The sequence below is a fragment of the Amycolatopsis umgeniensis genome (genome assembly GCF_014205155.1).
In the GTDB taxonomy this organism is placed as follows: domain Bacteria; phylum Actinomycetota; class Actinomycetes; order Mycobacteriales; family Pseudonocardiaceae; genus Amycolatopsis; species Amycolatopsis umgeniensis.
Genome location: NZ_JACHMX010000001.1, coordinates 2,386,306 through 2,413,277, shown reverse-complemented (window position 1 = coordinate 2,413,277; position 26,972 = coordinate 2,386,306). Strand labels below are relative to the sequence as shown.

Annotated in this window: 27 protein-coding genes and 1 pseudogene; 18 read left to right on the top strand and 10 right to left on the bottom strand. The window is 70.5% G+C overall.

Translation table 11 applies throughout. The annotated features are described in order from the left end of the window. Positions 1-15 precede the first annotated feature (15 nt). The 9 genes from HDA45_RS10760 to HDA45_RS10720 are packed head-to-tail and all read left to right on the top strand — an operon-like array spanning position 16 to position 9,540. The gene (locus HDA45_RS10760; protein WP_221471073.1) at positions 16-1,638 is read left to right on the top strand and encodes an ABC transporter substrate-binding protein; all 1,623 of its coding nucleotides are present in this window, start codon (positions 16-18) and stop codon (positions 1,636-1,638) included. After that, positions 1,635-2,621, top strand: a complete 987-nt coding sequence (locus HDA45_RS10755) for an ABC transporter permease subunit (protein ID WP_221471072.1) — start codon at positions 1,635-1,637, stop codon at positions 2,619-2,621. The genes HDA45_RS10760 and HDA45_RS10755 overlap by 4 nt, the downstream gene beginning before the upstream one ends. Further along, complete coding sequence (locus tag HDA45_RS10750; RefSeq protein WP_184894260.1) at positions 2,614-3,420, top strand: ABC transporter permease; 807 nt, start codon at positions 2,614-2,616, stop codon at positions 3,418-3,420. The genes HDA45_RS10755 and HDA45_RS10750 overlap by 8 nt, the downstream gene beginning before the upstream one ends. Further along, positions 3,417-4,160, top strand: a complete 744-nt coding sequence (locus HDA45_RS10745; RefSeq protein ID WP_184894259.1) for an ATP-binding cassette domain-containing protein — start codon at positions 3,417-3,419, stop codon at positions 4,158-4,160. The genes HDA45_RS10750 and HDA45_RS10745 overlap by 4 nt, the downstream gene beginning before the upstream one ends. 2 nt (positions 4,161-4,162) lie before the next feature. After that, positions 4,163-4,792, top strand: a complete 630-nt coding sequence (locus tag HDA45_RS10740) for an ABC transporter ATP-binding protein (protein ID WP_184894257.1) — start codon at positions 4,163-4,165, stop codon at positions 4,790-4,792. After that, positions 4,789-5,766, top strand: coding sequence for an ornithine cyclodeaminase (locus HDA45_RS10735; RefSeq protein WP_184894248.1), 978 nt, complete (start codon positions 4,789-4,791; stop codon positions 5,764-5,766). Before HDA45_RS10740 ends, HDA45_RS10735 begins: the two co-directional genes overlap by 4 nt. Next, positions 5,757-7,103: a type III PLP-dependent enzyme domain-containing protein gene (locus HDA45_RS10730; RefSeq protein WP_184894246.1), complete on the top strand. Its 1,347-nt coding sequence runs from the start codon at positions 5,757-5,759 to the stop codon at positions 7,101-7,103. The genes HDA45_RS10735 and HDA45_RS10730 overlap by 10 nt, the downstream gene beginning before the upstream one ends. Further along, positions 7,100-8,152: a PLP-dependent cysteine synthase family protein gene (locus HDA45_RS10725; protein WP_184894245.1), complete on the top strand. Its 1,053-nt coding sequence runs from the start codon at positions 7,100-7,102 to the stop codon at positions 8,150-8,152. Before HDA45_RS10730 ends, HDA45_RS10725 begins: the two co-directional genes overlap by 4 nt. Beyond that, complete coding sequence (locus tag HDA45_RS10720; protein ID WP_184894243.1) at positions 8,149-9,540, top strand: MATE family efflux transporter; 1,392 nt, start codon at positions 8,149-8,151, stop codon at positions 9,538-9,540. Before HDA45_RS10725 ends, HDA45_RS10720 begins: the two co-directional genes overlap by 4 nt. Here the strand turns inward: HDA45_RS10720 and HDA45_RS10715 are convergent. Next, positions 9,516-10,478 carry an NsdA family TPR-like regulatory protein gene (locus HDA45_RS10715; protein ID WP_184894241.1) on the bottom strand — a complete coding sequence of 321 codons (963 nt, stop codon included), beginning with the start codon at positions 10,476-10,478 and terminating at the stop codon, positions 9,516-9,518. The genes HDA45_RS10720 and HDA45_RS10715 overlap by 25 nt on opposite strands. A gap of 183 nt (positions 10,479-10,661) precedes the next feature. On the opposite strand from HDA45_RS10715, the gene HDA45_RS10710 reads away from it, so the two are divergent. Both HDA45_RS10710 and katG read left to right on the top strand, forming a co-directional pair. Next, positions 10,662-11,087: a Fur family transcriptional regulator gene (locus HDA45_RS10710; RefSeq protein ID WP_184894239.1), complete on the top strand. Its 426-nt coding sequence runs from the start codon at positions 10,662-10,664 to the stop codon at positions 11,085-11,087. Positions 11,088-11,110: 23 nt separating this feature from the next. After that, positions 11,111-13,345: a catalase/peroxidase HPI gene (gene katG, locus HDA45_RS10705; protein WP_184894237.1), complete on the top strand. Its 2,235-nt coding sequence runs from the start codon at positions 11,111-11,113 to the stop codon at positions 13,343-13,345. A 53-nt stretch (positions 13,346-13,398) separates the two neighbouring features. On the opposite strand, the gene HDA45_RS10700 is transcribed toward katG, so the two are convergent. Next, positions 13,399-14,181: a GAF and ANTAR domain-containing protein gene (locus HDA45_RS10700; protein ID WP_184894235.1), complete on the bottom strand. Its 783-nt coding sequence runs from the start codon at positions 14,179-14,181 to the stop codon at positions 13,399-13,401. A gap of 64 nt (positions 14,182-14,245) precedes the next feature. Then, positions 14,246-14,623: a VOC family protein gene (locus HDA45_RS10695; RefSeq protein WP_184894233.1), complete on the bottom strand. Its 378-nt coding sequence runs from the start codon at positions 14,621-14,623 to the stop codon at positions 14,246-14,248. A 97-nt stretch (positions 14,624-14,720) separates the two neighbouring features. On the opposite strand from HDA45_RS10695, the gene HDA45_RS10690 reads away from it, so the two are divergent. Continuing rightward, the gene (locus HDA45_RS10690; protein WP_184894231.1) at positions 14,721-15,062 is read left to right on the top strand and encodes an STAS domain-containing protein; all 342 of its coding nucleotides are present in this window, start codon (positions 14,721-14,723) and stop codon (positions 15,060-15,062) included. 12 nt (positions 15,063-15,074) lie between these two features. On the opposite strand, the gene HDA45_RS10685 is transcribed toward HDA45_RS10690, so the two are convergent. Beyond that, entirely contained in the window at positions 15,075-15,296 is a 222-nt protein-coding gene (locus HDA45_RS10685) for a DUF6480 family protein (protein ID WP_184894229.1), read from the bottom strand. Between the two features lie 133 nt (positions 15,297-15,429). Here HDA45_RS10685 and HDA45_RS10680 point away from each other — a divergent pair, with 133 nt between their 5' ends. Next, on the top strand, positions 15,430-16,272 hold the full coding sequence (locus tag HDA45_RS10680; protein ID WP_184894227.1) for a SigB/SigF/SigG family RNA polymerase sigma factor: 843 nt from the start codon (positions 15,430-15,432) through the stop codon (positions 16,270-16,272). Here HDA45_RS10680 and HDA45_RS43025 read toward each other — a convergent pair. From HDA45_RS43025 to HDA45_RS10665, 5 genes and pseudogenes are all read right to left on the bottom strand, one after another. Further along, positions 16,269-16,502: an aspartate racemase/maleate isomerase family protein gene (locus tag HDA45_RS43025; RefSeq protein ID WP_343072045.1), complete on the bottom strand. Its 234-nt coding sequence runs from the start codon at positions 16,500-16,502 to the stop codon at positions 16,269-16,271. The genes HDA45_RS10680 and HDA45_RS43025 overlap by 4 nt on opposite strands. Positions 16,503-16,585: 83 nt before the next feature. Then, a pseudogene (locus HDA45_RS43020) lies at positions 16,586-16,738 on the bottom strand (maleate cis-trans isomerase family protein); the annotation flags it as partial. Positions 16,739-16,994: 256 nt separating this feature from the next. Then, a complete protein-coding gene (locus HDA45_RS42780; protein WP_281400714.1) occupies positions 16,995-17,120 on the bottom strand; it encodes a hypothetical protein in 126 nt (41 codons plus the stop codon). Positions 17,121-17,202: 82 nt separating this feature from the next. Then, the gene (locus HDA45_RS10670) at positions 17,203-17,634 is read right to left on the bottom strand and encodes a pyridoxamine 5'-phosphate oxidase family protein (RefSeq protein WP_184894225.1); all 432 of its coding nucleotides are present in this window, start codon (positions 17,632-17,634) and stop codon (positions 17,203-17,205) included. A gap of 64 nt (positions 17,635-17,698) precedes the next feature. Then, positions 17,699-18,448 (bottom strand): nucleotidyltransferase domain-containing protein, encoded by a 750-nt coding sequence (locus HDA45_RS10665; RefSeq protein WP_184894223.1) that lies wholly within the window; start codon positions 18,446-18,448, stop codon positions 17,699-17,701. A 78-nt stretch (positions 18,449-18,526) separates the two neighbouring features. Here HDA45_RS10665 and HDA45_RS10660 point away from each other — a divergent pair, with 78 nt between their 5' ends. Then, on the top strand, positions 18,527-19,003 hold the full coding sequence (locus tag HDA45_RS10660) for a TspO/MBR family protein (RefSeq protein WP_184894221.1): 477 nt from the start codon (positions 18,527-18,529) through the stop codon (positions 19,001-19,003). Here the strand turns inward: HDA45_RS10660 and HDA45_RS10655 are convergent. Then, the gene (locus HDA45_RS10655; protein ID WP_246480666.1) at positions 18,996-20,303 is read right to left on the bottom strand and encodes a type VII secretion protein EccE; all 1,308 of its coding nucleotides are present in this window, start codon (positions 20,301-20,303) and stop codon (positions 18,996-18,998) included. The two genes, HDA45_RS10660 and HDA45_RS10655, sit on opposite strands and share 8 nt — an antisense overlap. Before the next feature lie 128 nt (positions 20,304-20,431). Between HDA45_RS10655 and HDA45_RS10650 the strand changes: the two genes are divergently transcribed. From HDA45_RS10650 to HDA45_RS10635, 4 genes are read left to right on the top strand one after another with little or no spacing between them, the layout of a single operon-like run. Further along, positions 20,432-22,576, top strand: coding sequence for a fibronectin type III domain-containing protein (locus HDA45_RS10650; RefSeq protein ID WP_184894219.1), 2,145 nt, complete (start codon positions 20,432-20,434; stop codon positions 22,574-22,576). Continuing rightward, a complete protein-coding gene (locus tag HDA45_RS10645; RefSeq protein WP_184894217.1) occupies positions 22,573-23,526 on the top strand; it encodes an AAA family ATPase in 954 nt (317 codons plus the stop codon). The genes HDA45_RS10650 and HDA45_RS10645 overlap by 4 nt, the downstream gene beginning before the upstream one ends. 2 nt (positions 23,527-23,528) lie before the next feature. Next, a complete protein-coding gene (locus HDA45_RS10640; protein WP_184894215.1) occupies positions 23,529-24,656 on the top strand; it encodes a DUF58 domain-containing protein in 1,128 nt (375 codons plus the stop codon). After that, positions 24,653-26,818, top strand: a complete 2,166-nt coding sequence (locus HDA45_RS10635) for a transglutaminase TgpA family protein (RefSeq protein ID WP_184894213.1) — start codon at positions 24,653-24,655, stop codon at positions 26,816-26,818. The genes HDA45_RS10640 and HDA45_RS10635 overlap by 4 nt, the downstream gene beginning before the upstream one ends. Positions 26,819-26,972 lie beyond the last annotated feature (154 nt).

The following is a 26,972-nucleotide window of genomic DNA, read 5'->3' as shown; positions in this document are numbered from 1 at the left end:
CATTAAGCTGCGGCCGTGCTTTTCCATCGTCGGCCTTCGCGCCTGCTCGTCACGTCACTCGTCACTTTCTCCGCCGCCGCACTCGTCGGCTGCGGTGCGCCTGGGGCGTCAGGGGGTGCGCCCGACCGGTTCGTCGTGATCGACGCCGAGGAGCTCGGCAGGTTCAATCCCTTGACAGGGCACGGCGGCAACGGCGAATCGAAGATCTACGAGAGCCTGTACCGCGTCGCGGAAGGTCAGGACGACCGGATCCCGGACGCTGTCCCGGTTCTCGCGGAGGGAGCGCCCGAGCCGGTCGACGGCGACCTCGGTCATTGGCGCGTGAAGACCAGGAAGGGCGTCACGTTCTCCGACGGGACGCCGTTCGGTCCCGAGGACGTCGCCGCGACGTACAACGCCGTCGTCGATCCGAAGTTCGCTTCGCCGATCGCCGCGAACTTCGATTTCCTGCGGACCGCACAGGTCGCGGGTCCGGACACCGTCGACTTCCTGCTAAACGGCGCTTACGGTGACGTGCCGCACCGGTTGTTCCTCGCGATCGCGCCGTCGGAGTCGCTGGCGGCGCCCGGGCCCGCGGACAAGCTGCCGCTCGGCGACCACCCGGTCGGAACGGGGCCGTACGCGTTGACGGAGCTGCGTCCCGATCAGGTCGTCCTCACCGCTCGCGACGGATACTGGGGCACCAAACCGCAGGTGAAAACCTTTGTGGTGCGCCGGACCGACGACGAGAAGGCCCGCGCGGCGCAGCTCGCGGGCAGCGCGGACGGCACCCGGCTGTCCCCGGCGCTCGCCCGCGCCGTCGCGAAGGACGGCTACCGCACGGTGGTCAGCAAGGCCAACGATTGGCTCGGCGTCACACTTCCCAGCGGTAACCCGGTGGCGGGCGACGCCGCCGTCCGGCTCGCGCTGAACCTCGGTGTCGACCGCGGCGCGATGGTCCGCGACATCCTGCAGGGCGAAGGCACGCCGGTCTCGACGCTGGTCACCCCGCTGTTCGGCGACGCCTACGATCCCGCGCAGGACTTCACTTTCGACGCGGACCGCGCGCGGAAGGTCCTCGACGACGCGGGATGGCGCGTCGGCGCCGACGGTATCCGTCAACGTGACGGCCGCCGGGCGCAGTTCGACGTCGCCTACTACCCGACGGAGACCCTGCGCCGCGATCTCACGATGGCCACCGTCTCCGACGCCAAGAAGATCGGCGTCGAGATGAAGCCGGTGGCGGTGGAGAAGTCGACCATGACCCCGCAATACCTGGCGGGTACCGCGTTCCTCCTCGGCGGTGGCGGGCAACCGTACACAGTGGACACTCAGCTGTACCCGAAGTTCCACTCCCGGTACGCGGCCAAGGGCGTCGGTTCGAAGTGGGACAACGCCTCGGACTACGTGAACCCGGAAGTCGACAAAGCGCTGGAGGCGGCGCGCGTCGAGCGGGATCCGGCCAAGCGGGCCAAGCTGTACCGGGATTTCCAGGCCGCCTACCACGCCGCGCCGGGCATGCTCGCGCTCGTCTCGGAGAACCACGTGTACGTGCTGCGGGACAACGGCTGGCAGTTCGGGGCCACCGCGCTGGAACCGCACAGCCACGGGGTGGCCTGGGGGCCTTGGTACTCCCTGGCGCGCTGGACGCGGAAGTGACGCGGTCGCGCCGCGCCCGGATCGGTCGTCTCGCCGTTCGACGCCTGCTGTTCGGCGTCCCGTTGGTCCTCGTCGTCTCGCTGGCGGCTTTCGCGCTGGCCTCGGCCAGTCCGTTCGATCCGCTGGACGCCTATCTCGGCGGGTCCGGTGACGGCTACACGGAGGCCGAACGCGAGGTCCTCCGCCACACGCTGGGGCTCGACCAGAGCTGGATCTCGGCTTGGTGGCACTGGATCTCCGGCGCGGTGACCGGCGATTTCGGGTACTCGCGGGCGTATCACGAACCCGTCGCGCAGGTCCTCGCCGAACGGCTGGGGTGGACGGCGTTGCTGGGCTTCGCCGGCTCGGTCGTGGCGGTGGTGCTGGCTTGCGCGCTCGGGATCACGGCGGGCCTGCGGGCCGGCGGTTTCGCCGACAAGGTGATCAGCGCGATCGCCGTGGTACTGCAGGCCGTGCCGCCGTTCATCGTCGCACTGGGCGCCGTCCTGCTGTTCGCCGTCACGCTCCGGCTGTTCCCGACCTCGGGGCTCACCGATCCCGGCGAGCCGATCACGGCCGCGTCGGCCGCGCGCCATCTCGTCCTGCCCGCCCTGGTACTCGGGGTTTCGCAGGTGCCGTGGCTGGCGCTGGGGCTGCGGGAAGCCATCACCGGTGCCATGGGCAGCGACGCGGTCCGGGGCGCGCACGCCCGCGGCCTACCGACGCGGGTCGTCCACAGTGGACACGTGTTGCCGATGGCCTCGGCGCCCTTCTTCGCCCTCATCGGCGGAAGGCTGCCGGAGCTGCTCGTCGGCGCGACCGTGGTGGAGACCGTGTTCGCGTGGCCGGGCCTCGGCGACGCGACCGTGGATTCCGCGCGGGCGCTGGACTTCCCGCTGCTGGCGATCGTCACCGTGCTCACGGTGGGGCTGGTCGTGGCGGGCAACCTCGCCGCGGACGCCGCCGCGATCGCCGTCGACCCGAGGATCGAGGCCGATGGCTGACCACCGTGCCGCCAAGATCGCGGGCGTGGCCGTGGTGATCTTGGCCGCCTACGCGATCGTCACCCCGCTCGTGCACCCGATCGACGAAGCCGTCACGGATTTCGCCGCAAGCGACCAGGGACCCGGAGCCGGCAACTGGTTCGGCACCGACACTTCGGGACGCGACCTGTTCACCCTGGTCGCGATGGGCATGCGGGTCTCACTGGGGATTTCGCTGGCCACCGCCGTCCTGTCCACGATCGTCGGGCTCGTCGTCGGCATCGCGGCCGGGGCGTTCGGCGGCTGGTGGGACCGGATCGGGATGCGGGTGGCCGACGCGATGACGGCCATCCCCAGTCTCCTGCTGTCGCTGCTCATCGTCACGTTGTTCCGGGGTTCGCTCGTCGCGATCGTCGTGTCGCTCGTGCTCACGCACTGGACGGCGACCGCCCGAGTCGTGCGCGCCGAACTGCTTTCCGTGCGCAACGCCGAATACGTCGAGGTGGCCCGGCTCAGGGGACTGCCGATGACGAGGATCGCGCGGATCCACTTCCTGCCCGTCGCGGCGGGGCAGGCCGGGGTGGCCGCGGTACTCCTGGTCGCGCACGCCGTGTGGCACGAGTCGACGTTGTCGTTCCTCGGCGTCGGGCTGCCGCCGCACCAGGCCTCGCTCGGCACGCTGCTCGCCGAGTCCGGGGAAGCGCTGCTGCTCGGGCACTGGTGGCGGCTGGTGTTCCCGGCGGGCGCGATCGTCGCCGTCACCCTGGCGCTTTCGGCGCTGGGCCGTTCTTTGACCCGTCGTCCGGAGGTGCTCTCGTGACGCTGTCGCTCGAAGGCGTCGGCGTGCGGTATCCCGACGGCCAAGCGCTCACCGACGTCGATCTCGTCGCCGTTCCCGGCAGGCCGCATTTCGTGATCGGCGGTTCGGGTTCGGGGAAGTCCACCCTGTGCGCCGCCGTGACCGGACTTCTCCCCGGTTCCGCGACGCTGACCGGGAAGGTGTCGGTCGAGGGGCATCCGCGACCGCGCAGGGGAAGCGTCATCGGAGTGGTGCCGCAGTCCGCGATGACCTGTTTCACGCCCGTCCGACGGCTCGGCGGGCAGCTCGCCGAGACGGTTCGCCACCTTCGCGGCGAACGTGGACCGGAGGAGTTGCTCGCCCTCGTGGGCCTCGAAGCCAGTGCGCTGAAGAAGTACCCGCACGAGCTTTCGGGCGGGATGGTGCAGCGAGCGGCGATCGCGGCGGCGCTGGCGGGCGATCCCCCGGTGGTGGTCGCGGACGAACCGACCTCCGCGCTCGATCGGGACCGGGCAAGGGACATCGTCGCGCTGCTCACCGGGCTGGGACGGGACCGCGTCGTCCTGGTGACCACCCATGACCTCGGTGTGCTGCCGGACGACGCGGACCTGACGGTGATGCTCGCTTCGCGCGTCGTCGAGACCGGGCGCGCGGCCGAAGTCCTCACGGCGCCGGAGCACGCCTACACCCGCGACCTGCTGGCCGCGCTGCCCGAAAACGGGCTGAATCCCTTGCCCACCGACCGTCACTACGGGAGTTGATGATGCTTTCGGCCCGTTCCGTCGCGGTCGGCCACGGCCGCACCCCGCTGCTCTCCGGTGTCGACCTGGACGTCGGCCCTGGCGAGATCGTCGGCCTCGTCGGGCCGTCGGGCGGCGGCAAGACGTCGCTGGCCCGCGTGCTCGCCGGACTGGACAAGCCACTGGAAGGCGAGGTGCGCGTCGACGGGCGGGTGGCGATGCTCTTCCAGTCCCCGCGCCGGTCCGTCGATCCCCGCCTGACCCTGCGCCGGTCGATCGAGATCTGCGCGACGGAATCCGGCGTCGACTGGGAACGCTTGTGCACCAAGGCGGATCTCCCGCTCGGACTGCTCGACCGGTACCCGCGCCAGGTGTCGGACGGGCAGTTGCAACGGGCCGCGATCGCCCGCGCGCTGGCAGGCGAACCTCGGTACCTCCTGTGCGACGAGATGACCGCCGCGCTCGACCCGGTGACGACCGCGGCCGTCGTCACGACCGTGCGCCGCGCCGCGGACGAAGACGGCGCCGGCGTGCTCTTCATCAGCCATGACCTGCCCCTGGTCGGTGCTTGCTCCGATCGCGTCCTCGAAATCCAGGGTACGCGTGTCGCGCCGTCCACCGCCCTGTCCACGAGAAAGGCCACCCGTTCATGAACCCCTCGCTGCACATCCTCACCCGCACGGATCTGCACAATCTCGAACTCACGCCACACGAGGCGATCACGATGGTCGAAGACGGCTACCTCGCTTACGCGTCCGGATCGTCGCGCAACCCGGCGAAGCTGATGGTGCCGATGCCGGATCCCGCGCGGGACGCCGTCGCGTACTCGATGCTCGGCTACGACGGTTCCCTCGAGCAGGCCGCGTTCAAGACGAGCTACCGGCAGGGAAGCACGTCGGCCGAGAAGTACTACACGACGATCACCCTGTACGACGACACCACCGGTCTGCCGTTCGCGCTCATGGACTGCCACCGCGTCGGCGCCACCCGCACGCCCGCCAGCACCGCGCTGATCGCGCGCGCCTGTGCCCGGCCGGGGGCGCGCACCGCGCTCATGGTCGGCACCGGCGCGCAGGGGATCCGGACCCTGCCGTACCTGCTCACCGCGTTGCCGGGGCTCGAACGGCTCCAGCTGTTCGGCACGCATCCCGACGGTCTCCGCGACAGTGTCGCCGCGGTGAAGGACCGGTTCCCGGACCGCGAGGTCGAACTCGTCGACGACGTGGAGGCCGCGGCACGCCAGGCCGACATCGTGGTCGCCGCTTCGGGCCGGGCCGCGCATCCGAAGATCCGCCTGGGCTGGCTGCCGCCGGGCGGGCTGCTGATCTCCGTCGCCAGCAAGGGAGTCCAGGAGGGCACGCTCGCCGAGGCCGACTACACCGTCGCCACCAGCGGCGCGCAGGTCGAGGTGACCGGGCGGCGGATGGCGGGCCCGGACGGCGTGTTCCGCATCGACGCCGAACTGCCCGAGATCCTCGCCGGCCGCGCGCCGGGCCGCCGCGATGACGAAGACCGGGTGTTCGCCTTCAGCAGCGGCATGATCATCACCGACATCCCGGTGGCGCACGCGCTGGCCGCCCGCGCCATCGCGGCGGGCCGCGGCCGTGAGGTGGCGCTGTGGACCTGATCGACACCCTGTCCCCGCCCCTGCCCGCGCTCGAACGCGCCTGGGCCCACCGGTTGCGCGATTCGGAGATCCTGTGGGAGATCGCCCGCGGTATCGGCGGCGGCCCGTTCCACGTGGTCCATCCGGCTTCGTTCGCCGAAAACCTCGACGGGATGATCGCGGCGCTCGCGGCCGAGCGGGTGTCCGGCACCGTCTACTACGGGAAGAAGGCGAACAAGGCGGCGGCGTGGTTGCGGGAATGTGCCAGGCCCGGCGCCGGGGTCGACGTCGCGAGTGTGCCCGAACTGGTGCACGCCTTGGGCAACGGCCTGCGAGGTGAGGCGATCGGGGTGACCGGAGCCGCCAAACCCGACGGCCTCCTCTGGCTCGCCTTGCGGCATGGCTGCCTGATCGCGGTGGACGCGGCCGACGAACTGGAACGCGTCGCACGTCTGGCCACGGAGCTCGGCGTGACGGCGGAGGTGCTGCTGCGGGTGCGACCGCCGTCCGCGCCGCACAGCCGGTTCGGGTTCGCCCCGGACGCGCTGACAGTGGCCGTGCGGGAGTGCCCGGGCCCTGTCGTCTTGCGGGGGTTCTCGTTCCACCTGGACGGTTACGATCCCGTGCCGAGGGCGGAACTCGCCGCGTTCCTGATCGATCTCTGCCGCGACGCCCGCGCGCTGGGGCATCCCGCGTCGAAGATCAGCGTCGGCGGCGGCATCGCCGTGTCCTATGTGGACCAAGGTGATTGGGAGCGCTTCGAGTCCGGCAGGAACGACGGCTGGTTCCACAGTGGACGCAACCCGGCGAAGACGTACCCGTATCACCAGACGCCGACGGGTGCGGCGATGGTCACCGCGATCCTGCGGCACGAGATCGCCGGGAAACCGCTCGCGGATCGCCTGCGCGCGGCCGGAATCGAGCTGCTGCTCGAACCGGGCCGGGCGCTCGTCGACGGCGCCGGGTTCTCGGTGTTCCCGGTGCTGGGCTGCAAACCGGCCGAGGACCACTTGATCACCACGGTCGCGGGTTTGTCCATGAGCCTGTCCGAACAGTGGAAGGGCAGCGAGTTCCTGCCGGACCCGGTCCTCGTACGCCAGGACGGGCCGGGCGGCACGCCGGTGCGCACGATCGTCGCGGGTTCGAGCTGCATGGAGTACGACGTGCTGACCTGGCGCGCGGTGGAGCTGCCCGCGCGGCCGAAGACCGGCGACCTGCTCGTGTATCCCAACACGGCCGGTTACCAGATGGACAAGAACGAGAGCGGTTTCCACCAGCTCCCGTTGCCGCCGAAGGTGGTGCTCGACGGCGACCACTGGCACGTCGACACCGACTACCCGATCCAGGAGATCCGATGACGATCGTCCAGCGCGCGTCCGATCTGATCGGCGGCACGCCGCTGCTCGAGCTCGCGCGCACCGGTACCGGCACGCGGCTCCTGCTCAAACTCGACCACCTCAACCCGACGGGCTCGTGCAAGGTGCGCATGGCCCGGCAGATGATCGACGAGGCGGAACTCGACGGCCGCCTGTTGCCGGGCGGGCACATCGTCGAGCCCACTTCCGGCAACACCGGGAACGGGCTCGCGCTGATCGCGCTGGAGCGCGGTTACCGGTTCACCGCCATCGTCGACCACCACGCCGCCCGGGAAAAGCTCCGGATGCTGCGCGCGCTCGGCGCGGAACTGGTGTTCGTCGACGGCCCGCCGGACGGCGGGGTCAGCTCGGTCCGGCGGAGGCAGGTCGCGGCCCGGATCGCCGCCGAAACCGGCGCCTATCACCCCGATCAGCACAACCATCCCGGCAACGGCAACGGATACGCCGGGCTGGCGCGGGAACTGGTGCGTCAGCTCGGCGACATCGACGTGCTCGTCGCGGCGATCGGCACCGGCGGCTCCCTGTGCGGAACCGCCCGTGCCCTGCGCGAGGCGGGAGCGGGCACCCACGCGGTGGCGGTGGAGCCCGTCGGCTCGATCATCTTCGGCGGCGCGCCGGGGATCTATCACCAGACCGGCGCGGGCAGTCCGGCCGGGTTCCCGGTGGGGGACAACGTGGACCGGTCCGTGATCGACGAGGCGCACCGCGTCTCCGACAGCGACGCCTTCGCCGGGGCCCGCGTCGTCGCGCGGCGCACCGGAGTGCTGGTCGGCGGGACGACCGGCGGCGCGATCCACGTCGCGCTCCGGCGGCTCTACGCGTATCCGGCCGGAAGCGTCGTCGTGGTGTTGTGCAACGACGCGGGGGAGAAGTACCTCGACTCGGTCTACGACGACGAGTGGCTGCGCGCCAGGGGAGTGCTCGACGAACTGGCCCACCGCCGGATGGACCGCTGGTTCACCACCTACGCCGAGTCCGTGCGGGTGGCCACCCGCGATCGGCGGGCCCATGCGGTGGCGGTGAGCGCGTGAGCACGGCGGTGGCGGCGCGCGGCCACCGGGCGCTCGTCGCGCTGGCCGCGCCGATCGCGGGGATCCAGCTGGCGCAGGTGGCGCTCACCAGCGTCGACCTGGCCATGCTCGGGCTGCTCGGCGTGACCGCGGTGGCGGCGGGCGGGCTCGCGATCCTGCTCTACAACCAGATCCGCACCATGTGCGTCGGCATGGTCACCGGCGTCGGGAACCTGGTGGCGACGGCGGCCGGGGAAGGGGAGCTCCGCACCGGTACGGAGGAACTCGACGAGCGGGCGCGCGACGAGATCCGGTCGCTCCTGCGGTCGGCGCTGCTCGTCGCGACCCTGACCGCGGCGATCGGCGCCGCCGTCCTTTGTGGGCTGGCGGCGGCTCTGCCCTTGCTCGGCCAGAAACCGGAAGTCGTCTCGCTCGCCAGGGCGATGATGTTCGCGCTGGCCGGCGGGCTGTTCCCGATGGTGTGGCTGAACGTGCTGCGCCAGTTCGCGGTCGGGCTGCGGCGTCCCGGTTCGCTTCTCGCGGTGACGTGCGTTTCGATCGCGGTCAACGCCGCCCTCAACGCGGCCTTCATCTACGGCTGGGCGGGACTGCCCGAACTGGGTGTCACCGGGATCGGGCTGGCGACGACGCTGGTCCAGTTCTTCACCCTCGCCGTGTTCGCCTCGGCCGTCCGCCGGGATCCGCGGCTGCGCCCCATGGTGTCGCTCGCGCTCTGGCGCGCCGATCCGGTGGTGGTCCGGCATATCGTCCGGCACGGGACCCCGATCTGCTTCACCTATGGATCGGAAGCCGCGATCACGTCGATCGCGACGGTGCTGATGGGCGCTTTCGGACCGGCGATGCTCGCCGCGTCGAACGTCGCGAACCAGCTCGCCTACATCGTCTACCAGGCCAATATCGGCCTTTCGCAGGGATCGTCCATTTTGGTCAGTCGCGCGGTCGCGCACGGGGAACCGCGGCAAGCATCGGTGATCGCGCGTCAGGCGCTCACCCTTTCGTGGAGCTTCATGGCGGTGGTGAGCCTGGGATACCTCGCGGTGCCCGGGTTCCTGCTGTGGCCGTTTCTGCACGGCGAGGCCGACGCGGTGGTGCTCGGCACCGCGTCGACCCTGCTGGTGTTCGCCATCGCGCAGCAGTACAGCAAGGGAACCCAGAACATCCTCGTCGGCCTGCTGCGCGGACTCGGCGACACCGTCTCCGGCCTCCGCTGCACCCTGATCGGGTATTGGCTGGTCGGCGTGCCCGCCATGGTCTTGTGCGCCTACGGGTTCGGCTGGGGCGGCTGGGGCGGCTGGGGCGTTTGGACCGGTCTGTGCCTCGGTTTCGCGGCCACCGCCGTCCTGCTCGGACGGCGATTCACCGGCTACGGGATCGGTTCCGCGCGGTAGCGGTCGATCCGGTCGAGCAGATCGCGCGAGCCGGAATCGGTCGCGTGCCCGCGCAGCAGATCCGCCAGCGGGGCGAGCCTGTCCTTGGTCCGGGCGGAACCGAGGCCGCGTGCGAGGTCCACCGCCTCCGTCCCGATGCGGACCGCTTCGTCGAAATCGCCTTGGAGCGCGTGATTCTGCGCGAGCATGATCAACGTGAGCGCCAGGCTTCGTGACATTTCCGCGCCGTAGCGCGCGGTGGCGTCGCGAAGCCGGGTGATCGCCTCGTCGCTGTGCCGCGGGGTGACGACGTGGGCCAGTTCGGTCAGGACAGTGCCGCGCATCGCGGCCATGTCGGTCAGGCCGAAGAAGGCTTCCCAAGGGCTCGCGGCGGCCCAGTCGTCCGCGCCCTCGAACTGGTTCTCCGCCCGTGCCAGGCTCGCGAGAGCGGCGCCTTCGTCACCGGCCTTGGCCAGCGCCCACGCCTCGTTGACCGTGAGGATCGCTTGTGCCCGCCGGGAACCGGACCGGTGCGCGGCGGCCTGTCCCCGGCGGAGGTGGCTGAGCCCGCCTTTGATGTCGTCATGATGCAGGGCCAGCCTGCCGAGGCGATAACAGATGTTCGCCACGAGATTGTCGTTTCCCGCCTCGGCGGCGAGTCCGAGCGCGCGCTCGAACCGGATTCGCGCCGGAATCCGGCGGCCGACGTCGAATTCCGTCCAGCCCAGCAGATTGTGCAGATCGGCGAGTACGGTCAGCAGCCGTGAACGAAGAGCGGCGGGGACTGCGCCCCAATGGAGCAGCAGGCTCACCGTTTTCACCACGTGCACCGCGTCGCGGCACAAGGCGCCGCCCTGCCGGTAATCCAGCGCGCGCAGCACATCGACCGCGGTTTCCAGGCGCTCCACGTCGGGGACTTCGATACGGTCCGGCTGCTTGCCTTTTCCGGTCTTTGTCATGAACTCACCTCACGCAAGTCATGGCCTGACCACCGATTACCCGGAGTTGATCCTCGCGAAACCATCGACTGGCGGGCGACACTCAAGCCAAGCCCGAATCGGCACTCGCCCGATCACCCTGACCGGGCGAATTCTCCCGTCTTCATTTGACCGATTCCAGACAAGCTCTTATCGTCCTTGGTGATGTCGGATTTCGAGGCACAGCTGCGGGCGGTCTCGTTGCGCGTCACCCGGCCGAGGCTGGCCGTGCTCGCCGCGCTGCGCGATCATCCGCACGTCGACACCGAAACGGTGATAGCGCTGGTGCGGGCCGAACTCCCCACGGTCTCGCACCAAGCGGTCTACGACGTGCTGCGGGCGCTCACCGATTCCGGGTTGATCCGGCGCATCCAGCCCGCCGGCGCGCTCGCCAGGTACGAAACCCGGGTGGGGGACAACCACCACCATGTCGTCTGCCGTTCCTGCGGCGCGATCGCGGACGTCGACTGCACCGTCGGCCACGCCCCCTGTCTCACCGCCTCCGCCGACCACGGGTTCGTGATCGACGAGGCGGAGGTCGTCTTCTGGGGCGTCTGCCCCGGCTGCGCGGCCGAACCCATCCAGCGATGATTCGCCTGCTCGGAAGGAAAGAAATGAGTGACACCCCGGAGAAGGGCTGCCCGGTGGCCCACGACTCCGTGACCGCGCACGGAAGTGAGAGCGAGAACCCGGCGATCGACTCGCCGACCCCGAAGTCGGGCGGACGGCCGCGCACCAACAAGGACTGGTGGCCCAACCAGCTCGACCTCTCGGTGCTGCACGCCCATTCTTCGAAGGCCAATCCGCTCGGCGAGGACTTCAGCTACGCCACCGAGTTCACCAAACTCGACGTCGAAGCCCTCAAGAGTGACATCGCCGACGTGCTCACCACCTCGCAGGACTGGTGGCCCGCCGACTTCGGTCACTACGGCGGCCTCATGATCCGGATGAGCTGGCACGCGGCGGGTACCTACCGCATCCACGACGGCCGCGGCGGGGCCGGTGACGGCGGGCAGCGGTTCGCCCCGCTCAACAGCTGGCCGGACAACGCCAACCTCGACAAGGCACGGCGGCTGCTGTGGCCGGTCAAGGAGAAGTACGGCCAGCGGATCTCGTGGGCCGACTTGATCGTCCTCGCGGGCAACGTGGCACTGGAGTCGATGGGCTTCAAGACGTTCGGCTTCGGTTTCGGCCGCGTGGACACCTGGGAGCCCGAGGAGATCTTCTGGGGTCCGGAGGACACCTGGCTCGGTGACGAGCGTTATGCCGGCGACGCGGAGATGGTGCCCGACGTCGGCGCGACCGAGATGGGCCTCATCTACGTCAACCCCGAAGGGCCCCGCGGCAACGCGGATCCGGCCGCGGCGGCCCATTTCATCCGGGAGACCTTCGCCCGGATGGCGATGAACGACGAGGAGACCGTCGCGCTCATCGCCGGCGGCCACACCTTCGGCAAGACCCACGGCGCGGGTATCGCCGACGACCACGTGGGCCCGGAGCCCGAAGGCGCCCCGATCGAGGCGCAGGGCCTCGGCTGGCTGAGCGACCACGGCAGCGGCAAGGGCGCCGACGCGATCACCAGCGGTCTCGAAGTGACGTGGACCGACGTGCCGACGCAGTGGAGCAACCGCTTCTTCGAGATCCTCTTCGGCTACGAATGGGAGCTCACCGAGAGCCCCGGCGGCGCCAAGCAGTACGTCGCCAAGGACGCCGAGGCGATCATCCCGGACGCCCACGACCCGGCCAAGAAGCACAAGCCGACCATGCTCACGACGGACCTGTCGCTGCGTGTCGACCCGGCGTACGAGAAGATCTCGCGCCGCTTCCTGGAGCACCCGGACGAGTTCGCGCTGGCGTTCGCGAAGGCCTGGTACAAGCTGCTGCACCGCGACATGGGCCCGGTCAGCCGTTTCCTGGGACCGTGGGTCCCCGAAGCGCAGCTGTGGCAGGACCCGGTGCCCGACATCGACCACGATCTCGTGGGCGACGCCGACATCGCCGCGCTCAAGACGAAGGTGCTGGAGTCCGGTCTCACCGTCGCGCAGCTGGTCAGCACGGCGTGGGCGGCCGCGGCGAGCTTCCGGTCCACCGACAAACGCGGCGGGGCCAACGGCGCCCGGATCCGCCTCAGCCCCCAGCGCGACTGGGAGGTCAACGAGCCCGAGGCGCTCGCGAGTGTCCTGGAGACCCTGGAAGGCGTCCAGCGCGAGTTCAACGACGCCGGTGGCGCCAAGATCTCGCTGGCCGACCTGATCGTGCTGGCGGGCTCGGCCGCCGTCGAGAAGGCGGCGCGCGACGCGGGCACCGAGGTGACCGTGCCGTTCCATCCGGGGCGCACCGATGCCGCGCAGGAGGACACCGACGTCGAGTCTTTCGCGCTCCTCGAGCCGCGCGCCGACGGGTTCCGAAACTACCTGCGTTCCGGTGAGAAGCTGCAGCCGGAGGTCCTGCTCGTCGAGCGCGCCTACATGCTCGACCTGACAGCGCCCGAGATGACCGTCCTCGCCGGTGGTCTGCGCTCCCTCGGGATCAACGCGGGCGGCACGCGGCACGGCGTCCTCACCGACCGGCCCGGTGTGCTCACCAACGACTTCTTCACCAACCTGCTCTCGCCGGGCACCCGGTGGAAGGTTTCGGAGTCCGAGGAGAACGTGTACGAGATCCGCGACGTGGCCTCGGACAAGGTGAAGTGGACCGCCACCGCGGTAGACCTCGTCTTCGGCTCCAACTCCCAGCTGCGGGCGCTTTCCGAGGTCTACGCGGGCCAGGGCGCCCGCGAGCGGTTCGCCGCCGACTTCGCCGCGGCCTGGGCCAAGGTGATGGAGCTCGACCGGTTCGACCTCGACTGAGCACGGCACACGAACGGGCCCGGCTGATCCGTCAGCCGGGCCCGCCTTCGTCCTCAGGGTTTGTCGAGCTCCGAGTGCCGGGTGGCGAGGGTGGCGGCGAGCTCGGCGAGCTTGACGTTGAGGTCCTGAGAGGTGCGGCGAAGCAGGTCGAAGGCCTCGTCGGCGCTCAGGCCGCGTCGTTGCATCAGGATCCCCTTCGCCTGCCCGATGACGTCGCGGGACTCGACGGCCCGCCGGAGGTGGCTCGACTCCAGTTCCGCCCGGCTCACGGCGCTGGTGCCGGCCAGGGCGAGTGAGCCATGGGTGGCGAGCAGGAGCGCGATGTCTTGGGCGTCGGCATCGAAGGCGCCGGGACTCTTGCTGTAGATGTTGAGGGCCCCTGGCAGCCTCGGCGGCTTCGCCTCGGGCACCAGCACTGTGGACAGGATCGCGGTGAAGCCGTGGCGGACGGCTGCCTGGGAGAAGTCCGGCCACCTCTCCTCGTCCGACAAGTCGTCGCTGCGGACGTGACCGGGGCTTCCGTCGGCGGCGGCATCGACGCAAGGGCCGGTTCCGGCGCGGTACTGCACCTCGTCGAGCTCCAGGGCGACCTCACCGGTCGAAACGGGGGTGTGGAAGGTGCCGTCCGGGGCACGGAGAGTGATCGACACCAGATCAGCACCCGGTACGACCCGATACGCCGCGCCGATGACCTGTTCGAGGACCTGCGCGGGCGTCGAGGCGGCCAGCAGCAGGCGAGTCAGTTCGACGAACCGCTCCGACAGCGGTCCCGCCGAAGCGTCCGTGCCGGAGCCGAATTCGGCCTTGTCACGCTGCCACAATCGTTCGTCCGCCATCAAGGACCATTCAGTAGGTTTCGGTTGTCTTCCTTCGGATACCCCGGGGCGTTGATCCCCAACCTCAGGGGGCGACCCGCTTGCGAAGGAGGCAGAACACGTTGCCCTCGGGGTCGGCGAGCACATGCCACGACTCTTGCCCGGTCTGGCCGACGTCGGCGGGCCGCGCGCCGGCGGCGAGCAAACGCTCCAGCTCCGCGTCCTGATCGCGGTCGGTGGGATTCACGTCGAGATGCAGGGGAAGCTTGCCGGGCCTGGGGTCTTCGCTGCGGCTCAGGATCAGCGTGGGCTGCGGGCCGCCGAATCCGGTTCCGGGTGGGCCGATTTCGATGTCCCCGTCCTCCACGCCGATCTCGACGTACCCGAGCACTTCGCACCAGAACGCCGCCATGCGGACCGGGTCGGCGCAGTCGAGGATGAGTTCGGTGATACGGCAGGCCATCCGGCGAGGGTATCCCACCCGGTGAGCCTAAGACTGTCCTAAGAGGACGAAAGACTTGACGGTTGCGGCCCGAGCTGTGTGCTTCTACCGTCGAAGGATGGCGTTCAACACCGAAACCGGGCAGTCCGCTCCTCTCACCGTGGTCGAGGCGGCGCGCTCGGACGGCGCCATCACCGTCGAGGTGGCGGGCGATGTCGACATTTCGACCAGTCCCAGGCTCCTGGAGGAGACCCGCGCGTTGCTGGAGGGCGCTCCCCGCGTCGTGATGGTGGACATGACCGGCGTCGGCTTCTGCGATTCTTCGGGTTTGTCCGTGTTGGTCCAGCTGAACCGGTTCTGCGAGGAGTCGGGGATCGACCTGAGTTTCGCGCCGTCCAAGGTCTTGCGCAGGGCCATCGAGCTCACCGGGCTGCTGACGACGTTGAAGATCGCCGAGTAGGTCCTCGGCGGCTCAGAGCAGGTCGAGCGCGCGCAACACGAAGAATCCGGCCACGCCCAGTACCAGGACGCCGATCACGACGAACGTGACGATCGCCGGACCGCGTGAAGGGATCGGCTGCGGATGGGACAGGCCGGAGGTCTGCCCCGCGTCGGGCGGGACGTCACCGGGTGTCACGGAACCACCTGGTTCCAGACCGGGGACGTCTTCGGGTTCGGGTCCTGGTGCTGTCATGCCTTCAACGCTGACACACCGGCCACCACCCGGCAGTCCGGTCGCGTCGATGTTTGCCGCTCCGGCCCCTCGGGTATTTACGCCATGACGAAGTAGGCCGCACGTGAGTCCGGAAGGGACAGATGAGCCGTCGATGAACGCGTCGTCCCTCATGGAAGAGCTCGAGCAGTCCGCCTCGCGGGGTGAAGTGCTCCCGGCCCGCTCCGACCGCAAGACGCGACGGAGTGACGACTACTCGCATTGCCGCCCTCTTTTCGACCAGATGGCCGCTCTGCCCGATGGCCACCCGGAGCGGGCGAGGCTGCGCGAGCGGCTGATCCTCGAATTCCTGCCGATCGCCGAACACATCGCCCTCCGGTTCAGCGGCCGCGGCCAGCCGCGGGAAGATCTGGTCCAGGTGGCCCGGATCGGGCTGATGAAGGCCGTGGACCGGTTCGACGCCGCGCTGGGCGGGGACTTCCTGCCCTACGCGGTGCCGACGGTCATGGGCGAGGTCCGTCGTTTCTTCCGCGACACCGGCTGGGCGGTGCACGTCCCGCGAGGGATGCAGGAGCTGCGCACCCGGCTTTCGCGGGGAACCACCGAATTGACGCAAACCCTCGGCCGCGCGCCGACGCCGAGCGAACTCGCCGGCCATCTGGACGAAGACGTCGACACGGTGCGAGAGGGCCTGCTCGCCGCGAACAGCTACCAGACTTCGTCCCTGGACCGGCCCGTCGGCGACGGCGAGGGCTCGGCGCCGCTGGCCGAGGTGATGGGGGAACTGGATTCCCGCTTCGAGCTCATCGACGACCGCCATACGGTGGTCCCGTTGCTGAAGCGACTGCCGGAACGGGAACGCGCGATCGTCACGATGCGGTTCTTCGACGGCCTGACCCAGTCGCAGATCGCCGAACGCATCGGCATCTCCCAGATGCACGTTTCGCGCCTGCTCACGAAGATCCTGCACGATCTGCGAGGCAGGATCGACGCTTAGCGCGTCGCGGCGAACAGGCTGCCGAGCCCTGACCGGACGGGTGGCGCACCCAATTTGCGCAGGGCGTCCCAGAGGGTGACCGCCGTGGCCGTGAGCACGGGTTTACCGAGATCGTTTTCGAGGTCTTCGAGTAGCGGCGTCGTGTGCAGCGCGGTTTCCGGGACGAGTATCGCTTCGGCTCCGACGTGGTCGCCGCGGCCGTGAGTCCGGCGATGCGGCGGCTGTCCCACTCGGCGAGGGCCCGATCCGAGGGCGCGTCGGCGGAGACCGAACGAACGGTGGTGACGCGCGCCTCCGCGAGAAAATCGGCGAAGCTCGCGGTCGTGTCGCGGTGATAGACCGAGGCGAGTGCCACCCGCTCGACGTCCAGGTGAGCGAGCGCGGTCAGGAACGCCAAGGAGGTACTGCTCGCGGGAACGCCGAGCCTTTCGCCGAGGACGCGAGACTGTTCGTGTGCGCCGTCGATGCCGCGTGTGAAACTGCAACTGGAGCAGGCCCAGCTGACGACGTCCGGCTTCGTACCGAACCGTGCCGCGGCGGAGAGCCGGCTCGGCGCTCCGAGTTCGCGGACGGCTGCGTGCTTCTCGGCTGCGTCGAGGTCGTCGACGCGGCCGCGATCACACCGATGGGTGCCAAGCGGCGGTATCGAGGACGGCCCGACGATGAAGGAATTGGGACGCTGGACGTCCCAATTCCTTCATCGTCACCCTGGATGGCCGTACTTACTGGCAGGCTTCGCAGTCCGGGTCCTCGATGCGGCAGGCGGCACCGTCGGTGAGCGGGAAATCGAAGTCGTCGAGCGCGGGGACGGCCAGAGCGGTTTCTTCCGGCGTGGCGGTGGCGGACATGGCACTCCCTTGGGTGAGGACGGGTCTTACCTCTCTGTAGCGCTGAAGATCGCCGCTCATTCCGTGACCCGCGCCACAGGGCTCAGACGGCCGCGAGGTCCTTGCCCGGCAGCAGTCCGTTGGGGATGTCGGTGACGCGCCAGGACTCCACGGTCAGCTGGACGGTCTCGATGGGCGTGTCCAGGAACGGCGCGACGTAGGGCACCTTCGCCACGAGCAGGTCGCGGGCGGTCTGGGCCCGGTCGCCGTCCAGGATCTCGGCCCGGACCATCGCCTGGAGGAACGGGTCGGCGGGCGAGCCGGTGGAGACGATGACCGAGGCCACCGGGTTGAGCCGGAGCGAGGCGAGGGTGCGGCCTCGTTGCTCCAGTACGAGGACGAGGGTGAACAGATCGGCTTCGGCGAAGAACACACCGTTCACCCAGGGGCCGGATTCGCCGGCGGTGGCGAGGTAGAGCGACTGGTGGGTGGCCAAGGTGGTCCGCGCGAGGGCGGAGACGTCGGTCGTGGACATGGTGACAACTAGAACCCGGTGGCTCCGGTCGGCCAAATCCGACAATCCTATCGGGCGATTTTGGCTACTTAGTGGCGAAAAGCAGCGCTTCCGCCTCGTCCACCGGCTGGGCGAGAGCGCCGGGATCCGCTCGCAGACCGGTGACGATCTCGTCGATCTCGCGCAATCCCGCCCGCCGCAACAGCCGTTTCTCGTTGGTGACCCACTCGCCGCGGGCGGCCAGTACCGCGTGCGCCGTCTCCATGGCGGCGGTGGCCAGCGCGCCCGCGACCTCCGTGGCCGCTCCGCGCGGGACGAAGGCGCCCCGCGTGTAGCGCAGGGTCAGTTCCGCGCGGCTTCGCCACATCGGGGGAGCCGTTTCCCGCAGGGCTTGCGGGAAGTCCGGTCGCGGCAGGTCACCGCGCAGCACCCGGTTGACGGCGAGTTCGGCGACGACCAGATAGCTCGGGATGCCCGCGAGGTGGAACATCAGCGGCTCCCAGTGGAACCGGCCCCGCCGGGCTTCGGCGAGGTGGTGCTCGACGACGTCGAGATCGCGGTAGTGGACGTCGACCTGCCTGCCGTCGATCGTGAGCCAGGCGCCGCCGTTGAACACGCCGCCGCCCCAGGCGCCGATCTCGGACACTTCGCCGTCCCAGCCGACGGCGCGCAGATCCGCCGGGTCGAAGCCGCCGCGGTAGTGGACGGCGAAATCCCAGTCGCTGCCGGGATCGTGCGTGTGCTGGGCGCGCGACCCGCCGAGGGTGACGGCGCTCACGGACGGCAGTGCGGCCAGACCGTCGGCCACGTGGGCAAGGAAAGTCTCGTCGTTCATCGCGTCACCGATCTTACGGGCTCGCGCGACGGGTTTTTTGAGCGCGCGAGACCTTGTCCGCGGCCTTACGCTCGAAGGATGACCACGATACCGGGACGACTCCGCGCGCCACTCGCGTTCCTCCCGTTCCTGGCCGCGGTCGCGGTCGCGGCGGTCGTGGGCGGGCTGGCCGCGGCGAACGCCCGTTCTGTCTACAATGGACTCGAACTGCCGCCGTTCGCGCCGCCCGCCTGGCTGTTCGGTCCGGTGTGGACGGTCCTGTACCTCGGGATCGCCGTGGCGGGCTGGCTGTACTGGAAATCCGGCGGCGAACGCCGGGGACTCGGCTGGTACGCGGCACAATTGGTGCTGAACGCCGCTTGGACTCCGCTGTTCTTCGCGGCGGGTGCGTACGGCCTCGCACTGGCCGACATCGTGCTGCTCGACATCGCCATCGTCGTCACCGCGCTGTACTTCCGCCGGTCTTCCCGGGTTTCGGCCGTGTTGCTGCTGCCGTACCTCGCCTGGACGTTGTACGCGACAGCGCTCAACGTCGCGATCGTCGTCCTCAACTGACCCCGATCGGCAAGGTGGCCGCCACCCCCTTGGCGTGCCTGCCGTCGAGACGCTCCAGGATGAGCCCACCCCGGCGGACGGCGAGTTCCAGGTCCCGCACCGCGTGTTCGACGGCCTGAGGCCCCGCCGCGGCGATCCGGATCGCCGCGCTGACTCGCGCTTCGGTCTCGGTGGCGCTCCGGCGTGCGGTCACGGCGAGGGTCACCGCGGCCCGGGGCGCGGCGGCGAGCAGGCGGCGCGCAAGGTCCGTCTCGTGCGCCGGTGACAGCGCGGCCCAGCCGTCGAGGCGGAAGGTCGCCTGGCAGATCGGGCCGCTGTGCCAGAACCGCCATTCCTCCCGGATCCGCGCCCGGCCCGCCGTGACGTGCGCCAGCGACGCGAGTGCGCCGAGGACCTCGTTTTCGGCGAGTGCCCGCACCGGCAGGCCCTCGCGACGGAGTTGCCTGCGCACACGCCGGACTGTGTTCCCGAGCGCCTGCCGCACATCGGCGTCGTGGTGGACGTCGACAGTGCGCAACGCCTGCAGCGCGACCCAGCCCCGCGGCGGCCGTGAGCGGTCCGCGCCGACGTGCTGGATGACCTGCGCGGCGACGTCCAGCGCTTGTTCGCGCGACGGCGGCAGCAAGGCGAGCGGTGACGGCATCGGCCGCTCGCGCGCGGCCGATTTCGGTTGCAGGACAGCGGTGATGCCGTCGGCGCGGCTGACCATGAACACCGCCTCGTCGCCGATCTCGCCGGTGGTCCCGGCCGCTTCCGGCGACAGCAGGAGCAGCAGCGCCCGGCCCGCCTCGCCCGCGGTCCGGAGATCCCGGTCGCGGTCGCGGGTCAGGTATCCCGACGCCGAACCGAGCCATTCGTAGAGCCAGCGGCCCCGAATCCTTACCGCTGTCAGCGCGGTGGTCACCACAGCGACGGTGACCACCGCGGCCGCCAGCGGCCAAGGCCGCCCCGCCACCAGGACCAGCGCGACGACGACCAGCTGCCAGCAGACGATCTGCAGTACGCCGATCCGGTGGGGACGCCGTCCTGCGGCGGGTGGCGGCGGACTAGGCCGCGGACCGCTGAGCACCGGAGCGGGGGCGGGTGCCGTCGCGGACCACTGCGGCCGTCGTTCGGCCTGGCGAGCGGCGGTCAACGCGGCCAGCGCGGCCTCGCGTGCGGCGGCCCGCGCGGCGGGCGCCGCGTACGCGAGCGGGTCGGGCAGCGCCGCGGCCCGCGGTACGGCCGGTGCCGGCTGGGGAAGCCGCTGGGGCGGCGCTTGGTACCGCCCGTCCGTCCTGGCCGCGCCGAGATCGGTCATCGTCGTGCCTCCTCAAGCCGAGTCCGCTTCAGCGTGCCCGGCGAACATGAGGTTTCGATGACACGGGCCCGCAGGCCCGAGACAGGCTGTTTCATCGAAATTTCATGGTCGGTCTCTAGCTTGATCGCGTGAACACCGACGAGCGGAGCACGAAGCGGTTCAGCGTGGTGGCCAGGACCCGGATGGCCGTGGCGCTGGTGGTCGCGGGCTGCCTGGCGCTGGTCGGTTTGGCCGTGACCGGACAGGCGTCGACCCCGGCGGGGCTGGAGTTCGTCCAGGTCGGCCACTGGGTCTACAACGACGCCGCCCAGTCCGCGTTCCACGTCGACGGTTCGACGAACCGTGTCGACGCGCGCGCGAACGTACCCGGCGCCGAAAGCGGCAGCCAGGTCGTGCAGGGGGACGATTCGGGTTACGTCGTCGAGCGGAACCGCATCACGGAATTCGACAAGGCGACCTTGAGCGTGGAGGAGTCCACGCCGCCGCCCGCGCCGGAAACCCCGTTCGTGCTGGAGATCGCGGGCGGCCCGTACCTGGTCTACCGCAACGCGGGCCAGATCGTGCGTCTCGGCGACCCGACCGCGACAGTGCCCGCAGGGGGGCCACTGTCCCGGCCGGTCGCGACCCTCGACGGCACGGTGTGGGTGCACCGCGTCGACAACGGCTCGATCTGCGAGCTGCCCAAGGGCGCCGCCGTCCTGACCTGCACCGCGCATCTCCCGCCGTCGCACGGTGGCGGGCTCACGCTGGTCGGCGATCGGCCGGTCGTACTCGACACCACCGGCGACAGTCTCCACCGCGTCGGCCTCGACGGGCTCGGCGAAGCCCTCCCTCTCGGCATCAAGCTCTCGCCGTCGGCCCAGGTGGCCACCAGCGCCGTCGGTGACCGGCTGGCCATCGCCGACCCGGAGCGCAACCAGCTCCACCTCATCGACATCAGCGGGCTGGACCAGGATCGCCCGTCCGCGAAGCCCATCTCGGTCGAGCTGACCAAGGGCAGCCGGTTCAACGGCCCGGTCTCGTCGTCGAACGTCTTCGCCATGGTCGACGAGACCCGCGGGGAGGTCCTGACCTACGACATGGCGGGCAAGCTCAAATCCACGGTGAAGGTGCCCGGCCAGGCAGCGGCGGCGAGGCTTGCCAAGGGCGAGGACAACCGGATCTACGTCGACAGCTCCGACGGCTCGCATGTGCTGGTGGTCAACGGGGAAGACGGCACGGTGCTCGACGTCGACGTCGACAAGGCGGCCAACAGCCAGACCGCGGGCGCGCCGCCGGCCACCCCGCAACCGCCGTCCGGCGACGAACCCCCGCCGAGGCAACCGCAGCGAACGCAACAACAGCAGCCGTCGCCGAACACCCAGAAGGCGATTCCGCCGGTGGCGAGGGCGACTCCGCCCGGCGCACCGAAGAAGGTGAGCGCGACGGCGGGGGACGGCTCGATCAAGGTCTCGTGGAGCCCGGCCTCGGACAACGGCGCGCGGATCACCGCCTATCGGGTGACCTGGACCGGCGGATCCACGCGGGTCGCCGGATCAGCGCGGGGGACCACGGTTTCCGGGCTGACCAACGGAACCCCGTACGTGATCACCGTGATCGCCGAGAACTCGGCGGGTGTCGGGGTGGGCGCCAGCGCCAAGGCTGTCGTCCCCGCTCCCGCGAACCGGCCCGCCGCGGCACCCGCCGTCACCGCGAACGCCGGCGCCGACGGGAAGGTGTCGGTGAGCTGGACCCAGCCCGACCTCCGTGGCGGGACGCTGGTGCACTACCTGGTGAGCGCGACCGGCAAGGGCGAGCGCGAACTCTCGGCAAGGTCCACGGAATTCACCGGGGTCACCGGCACCGCGACCGTCACGGTCCGCGCGGTCACGAAGTTCGGTTCGGGGGCCGCGCTCACCGGGGCCGCCGGCAGCCGGAAGGTCACCGTGCCGGTGGCTTCGGGGCCACCGACGATCACGATCACCCAGGTGAAGGGCAAGGACGGCTCCCTCATCGTTTCCGTGATCGCCGACGGGAAGGGCGCCCCCGCGACCTGCCAGGCGGAGTTCTTCGCCAAGACCAAGCCGGTGGCCTGTTCCGGGGCCACGAACCTGATCATCTCGGAGGTCGCCTGGGCCGGGTCCATCACGATCACCGCCAGTATCAAGACCTCCGCGGGCACCGCGACGGACTCCTGGCGGGGCGTGCCGACGGTCGGTGGCGGCCCGCTGCTCTGGCTCGGCCCGATGGCGCTGGTGGGACTGCGCCGACGAAAGGACAAGGAAGTTCTGTGACGCTCACACCCAGGGTCGCCTTCGAGCAGATCGCCGAGAACGTGCAATCGGTGGTGCGCGGCAAACCGGAGGTCGTCCGGCTCACCGTGGCGGCGCTGTTCGCCGAAGGGCACCTGCTGATGGAGGACGTGCCCGGCGTCGGGAAGACGACGATCGCGCGCTGCCTCGCCGCCAGCATCGGCGGCCGGTGGAGCCGGATCCAGTTCACGCCCGACCTGCTGCCCGGCGACATCACCGGCGTGATGGTCTACCACCAGAACACCGAGCGGTTCCAATTCCACCCCGGCGGGATCTTCGCCAACGTGGTGCTGGCGGACGAGATCAACCGGGGGACGCCGAAGACACAGGCCGCGTTGCTGGAGGTGATGGCCGAGCGGCGGGTGACCGTCGATTCGGTCGGCCAGGCGGTGCCGCGGCCGTTCCTCGTGGTGGCCACGCAGAACCCGATCGAGCTCGAGGGCACCTACCGGCTGCCCGAGGCGCAGCTGGACCGGTTCCTCATGCGTATTTCGGTCGGCTACCCGGATCTGGAATCCGAGATGCGGGTGGTGATGGGGGACTGCGCCGGGGTGACCCCGGACGAACTGAAGCCGGTGCTGAGCATCGCCGACGTCCAGCAGGTGATCGACGAGGTCCGGAAGTCCCATCTGGCACCGGAGATCGTCAACTACGCGGTCCGGCTGGCCGCGGCGAGCCGTTCGCATCCGGACGTCCGTTACGGCGCGAGCCCACGGGGCAGCATCGCGCTGATCCGGGCGGCACAGGGGCTCGCCGCCACCTTCGGCCGCGACTTCGTCACCCCGGACGACGTCAAGGACGTCGCGCATCCGGTGCTGGACCACCGGCTCGTGCTGACGCCGGACGCGGAACTCAACCAGCGCCGGACCGCCGACATCGTCGACGAACTCCTGGGCGCGACGGCCGCTCCCATGGCCGCGATGGGGCGGTAGGCGTGCGGCTCACCCGCCGCGGCGTCATCGTGCTCACCTTCGCCGCCGGGTTCTACGCCCTCGGCGAGCTGGCCGGATACACGTTTTTCCGTGCCTTCGCCGGGATCTCGGCGGGCGCGGTGCTGATCGCCTTGGCCACCACCAGGTTCCGGCCGAAGGTGGAGATCGGCCGGACCGTCCAGCCGGACCGGGTCGAGCGGGGGAAACCAGCGCTGGCCTCTCTGGTCGTGCGCAACACCGCTTCGCGCCGTCACGGCGGTTTCGCCGCGGTGGACGGTGTCGGGAGCGAGACGCATCGCCTGCGCGTCCGTCCGCTCGCCCCCGGCGCGGAAGCGACGTACCACTACGAACTGCCGACGACCGTACGCGGGAAACTGCGGGTCGGTCCGCTCGTGGTGCACCGGCCGGATCTGTTCGACCTCGCCCGCGGCGAGCAGACCGTCGGCGGGACCGCGTGGCTGTGGGTGCATCCGCGGCGGCACGCGGTGCGCGCGGCGCAGGCGGGCCATCCGCGACATCACCACGAAGGCCCGATCACCGATCCGCCGCTGCGGGGTTCGGCGGATCTGCGCGCGGTGCGGGAGTACGTGCTCGGTGACGAAGTCCGGCATCTGCATTGGAAGGCGACGGCCCGGACCGGACGGCTCATGGTGCGCGAGTACGCCGATCCGGCCCAGCCGCGGTTCACCGCCGTGCTCGACACGCGGCGCGCGTCGATGAACGCGGCCGTTTTCGAGGAGGCCGTCGAGGTGGCGGCCTCGCTCTTCTACGCGTCGGCGTCTTCGGGGCAGCACTGCCGCTTGATCACCGCCACCGGCGCGGACACCCTGACCGACAGCGGGGTGCGCGCGGCGAGGACGTTGCTGGACGAACTCGCGCTCGTCACCCAGGACGCGGCGGACGGCGCGCCGCTGCTGCCCTCGGCCCTGGCCGCCGCGTCGCGGCCCGGCGGGGTACTGGTCGTGATCACCGGCCCGGACGCCGACCTCGGGCACACCGCTCGCTGGCAGCCCGACACCGTGATCCGGCTCGGCGACCTCAGGCCGTCGGCGGGCTCCGGCGGCCTGATCATCGCCGTCGACGCGGCCGGTGCCGCTGCCCAGTGGAACTCCTTGGCGGGTAAGGCATGAGCGCGGGATTCGACCGGATCGCGGTCGCCGGGCTGCTCGGCGCGACGGGGGTCGCCGGGCTGCTGTTCGTACCGGTGTTCGGCTGGGAGGCGTTGCTCGTCCCGGTGCTGGTGGTCGTCCTCGTCGGCTACGGCTGTGCCGAGCTGACAGCGAAGTTCCCCAAGCTGGTTCCGTACCGGCCCTTGCTCGTGGCGCTGCTCGGCCTGCTCGGTCTGATCGAAACGGTGCTGACTTCGACCACGCTCGCCTTCCTCCCCACCGCGGAATCACTGCGAGGGTTGGCACGCGGGTTCACCGAAGGCTGGCAACTCACCCTGCAGTCCACCTGGCCCGCGCGGCCGGTCCCCGAACAGCTGCTGTTCGTCCCGCTGTCGGTGCTGCTCGCCGTCGTGCTGGGGCTGGAGCTGGTGCTGCGGCTGAAGAAGCCGCTCGTGGCTCTCGTGCCGAGCCTGGCCGTCGCCGGACTCGCGCAGGCGTATCAGGCGTTGACGGGTATCGGCGCGGTGGGGGCGGCGCTGGGATACGCGCTGCCCGCCGGGCTCCTGCTGTGGTCGGGCCGTCGGCCGGTGGGCCGTGCGCCCGGCGGGCCGCGGTTCTCGTGGCGGGTGACGGGATCGGCGGTCTGGCCCGCACTGTCCACCGTGGTCGCGCTCGTCGCGGGCGCGGTCGCGCTCGCCGTACTCGATCCGGTCGGACGCGATCCCCTGACGCTCAAGGACACCCAGGCCGCGCCGCCGCCGCGGAGCAGGCTCGGCAATCCGCTGGACGAGATCGCCCAGCGGCTCATCCGGCCGGACGAAGAGGTGTTCCGCTACCGCGGCGACACCCCGGTCGATCAGTGGCGCCTGATCGTGTTGAACGGTTTCGACGGTGCGAACTGGCTGGCCGATTCCCGGCTCCGGCGGCTCGGCGCGGGGCTCGACGGCGCTCCCGACGGGGCGGGCGGCACCGCGGAACTGCGGGTGCGCGGACTCGCGGGACCGTGGCTGCCGAGTCATCCGGATCTCACCGGGGTGGACGGGTTGACGCCGCTGGTGGACCAGTCCGCGGGCACCCTGCTGATGGACGCGCCGTCCACCGGGCCCGAACGGAACTACCGGCTCAGCTGGTCCTCACCCGAGGTCGATCTCAGGTCCGGGGAGGTCGACGCCCGGGCGGGCGGGCTCGGTGGACTGGGCGCGGTGCCGCCCGAGGTCGAGCAGGTCGCCAAGGACGCCGTGCGCGGTCTGCGCCCGACGTTCCAGTCCGCGTTGCAGCTGGAACGCTTTCTCAGCAAGAACTATCAGGTCGCGGTGGGCAAGGACGATCTGCCGACCGGGCACGGCTGGCCGCAGTTGCGGCATTTCCTGCTCGAGAGCAAACGGGGCACGAGCGAGCAGTTCGCCGCCGCGTACGTGGTCTTGGCGCGGATGAGCGGTATCCCGGCGCGGCTGGTCGTCGGATTCCGCGGTTCGGCCGAGACCGACGGCGGGATGAACGTCGTCCGCAACCGCGATGTCCTGGCGTGGCCCGAAGTCGCCGTCGCCGGAGCGGGATGGGTGGCGCTCGACCCGACCGCCGCGGCGGGCCGGGCGGGACGGGATCAGGCCGGCCCCGGCAAGGCCGTCGCGCGGGCGAGGGCCCAGCTGCCCGCCGAACAGGAACTGCGGCCGCCCCAGCTTCCGCCGGGCACACCGCCGGACGCCCCCGAGGACCAGAGCGCCGACGCGGGAGCGGGCTGGTGGTGGCTGGCCGCCGCCGCTCTGATCGTCCTTTTCGGACTCTTGTGGCTCTTCGGGGTTCCGGCGGCGAAGGTTGTCCGCGCCCGGCGGCGGCGTCGCCGGTCGGGTGCGGAAGGGGTGCTCGGCGCGTGGGACGAGATCCGCGACCGGCTGCGCGCGCACGGCGTCCCGTTCCGGATCGGGATGACCCCGCGCGATCTCGCCGAGTCGGCGGGTTCGCTTGCGGGGGAAGGGATCCGGGAGCCTGTCGCCAGATTGGCCAAGGTGCTCGACGTGACGCTGTGGTCCGGTGTCCCGGTGGGTGACGGCGCCGTCCGGCGGGCGTGGCAGGAGGTCGGCGAGGTGCGCCGGGGCCTGGCCACCAGACCGTTCGCGGCTCGGGTGCTGGCGGCACTCGAGCCGCGGACCCTGGTGCCGATCAAGGCTTCGCGCCGGTCTTGAGTGGTGGTTCTTCGGGTGAGCTGAGGGTGCGTTGCGAAAGTGGCTTTCGCAACGTTCTGCCCGGGGTTTCGAGGGCCGGGTGAGGTGTCGGTACCCCACCCCACGCCTCACCGCCACCCCGATGTCGCGAAAGCCACTTTCGGGACATCAGACG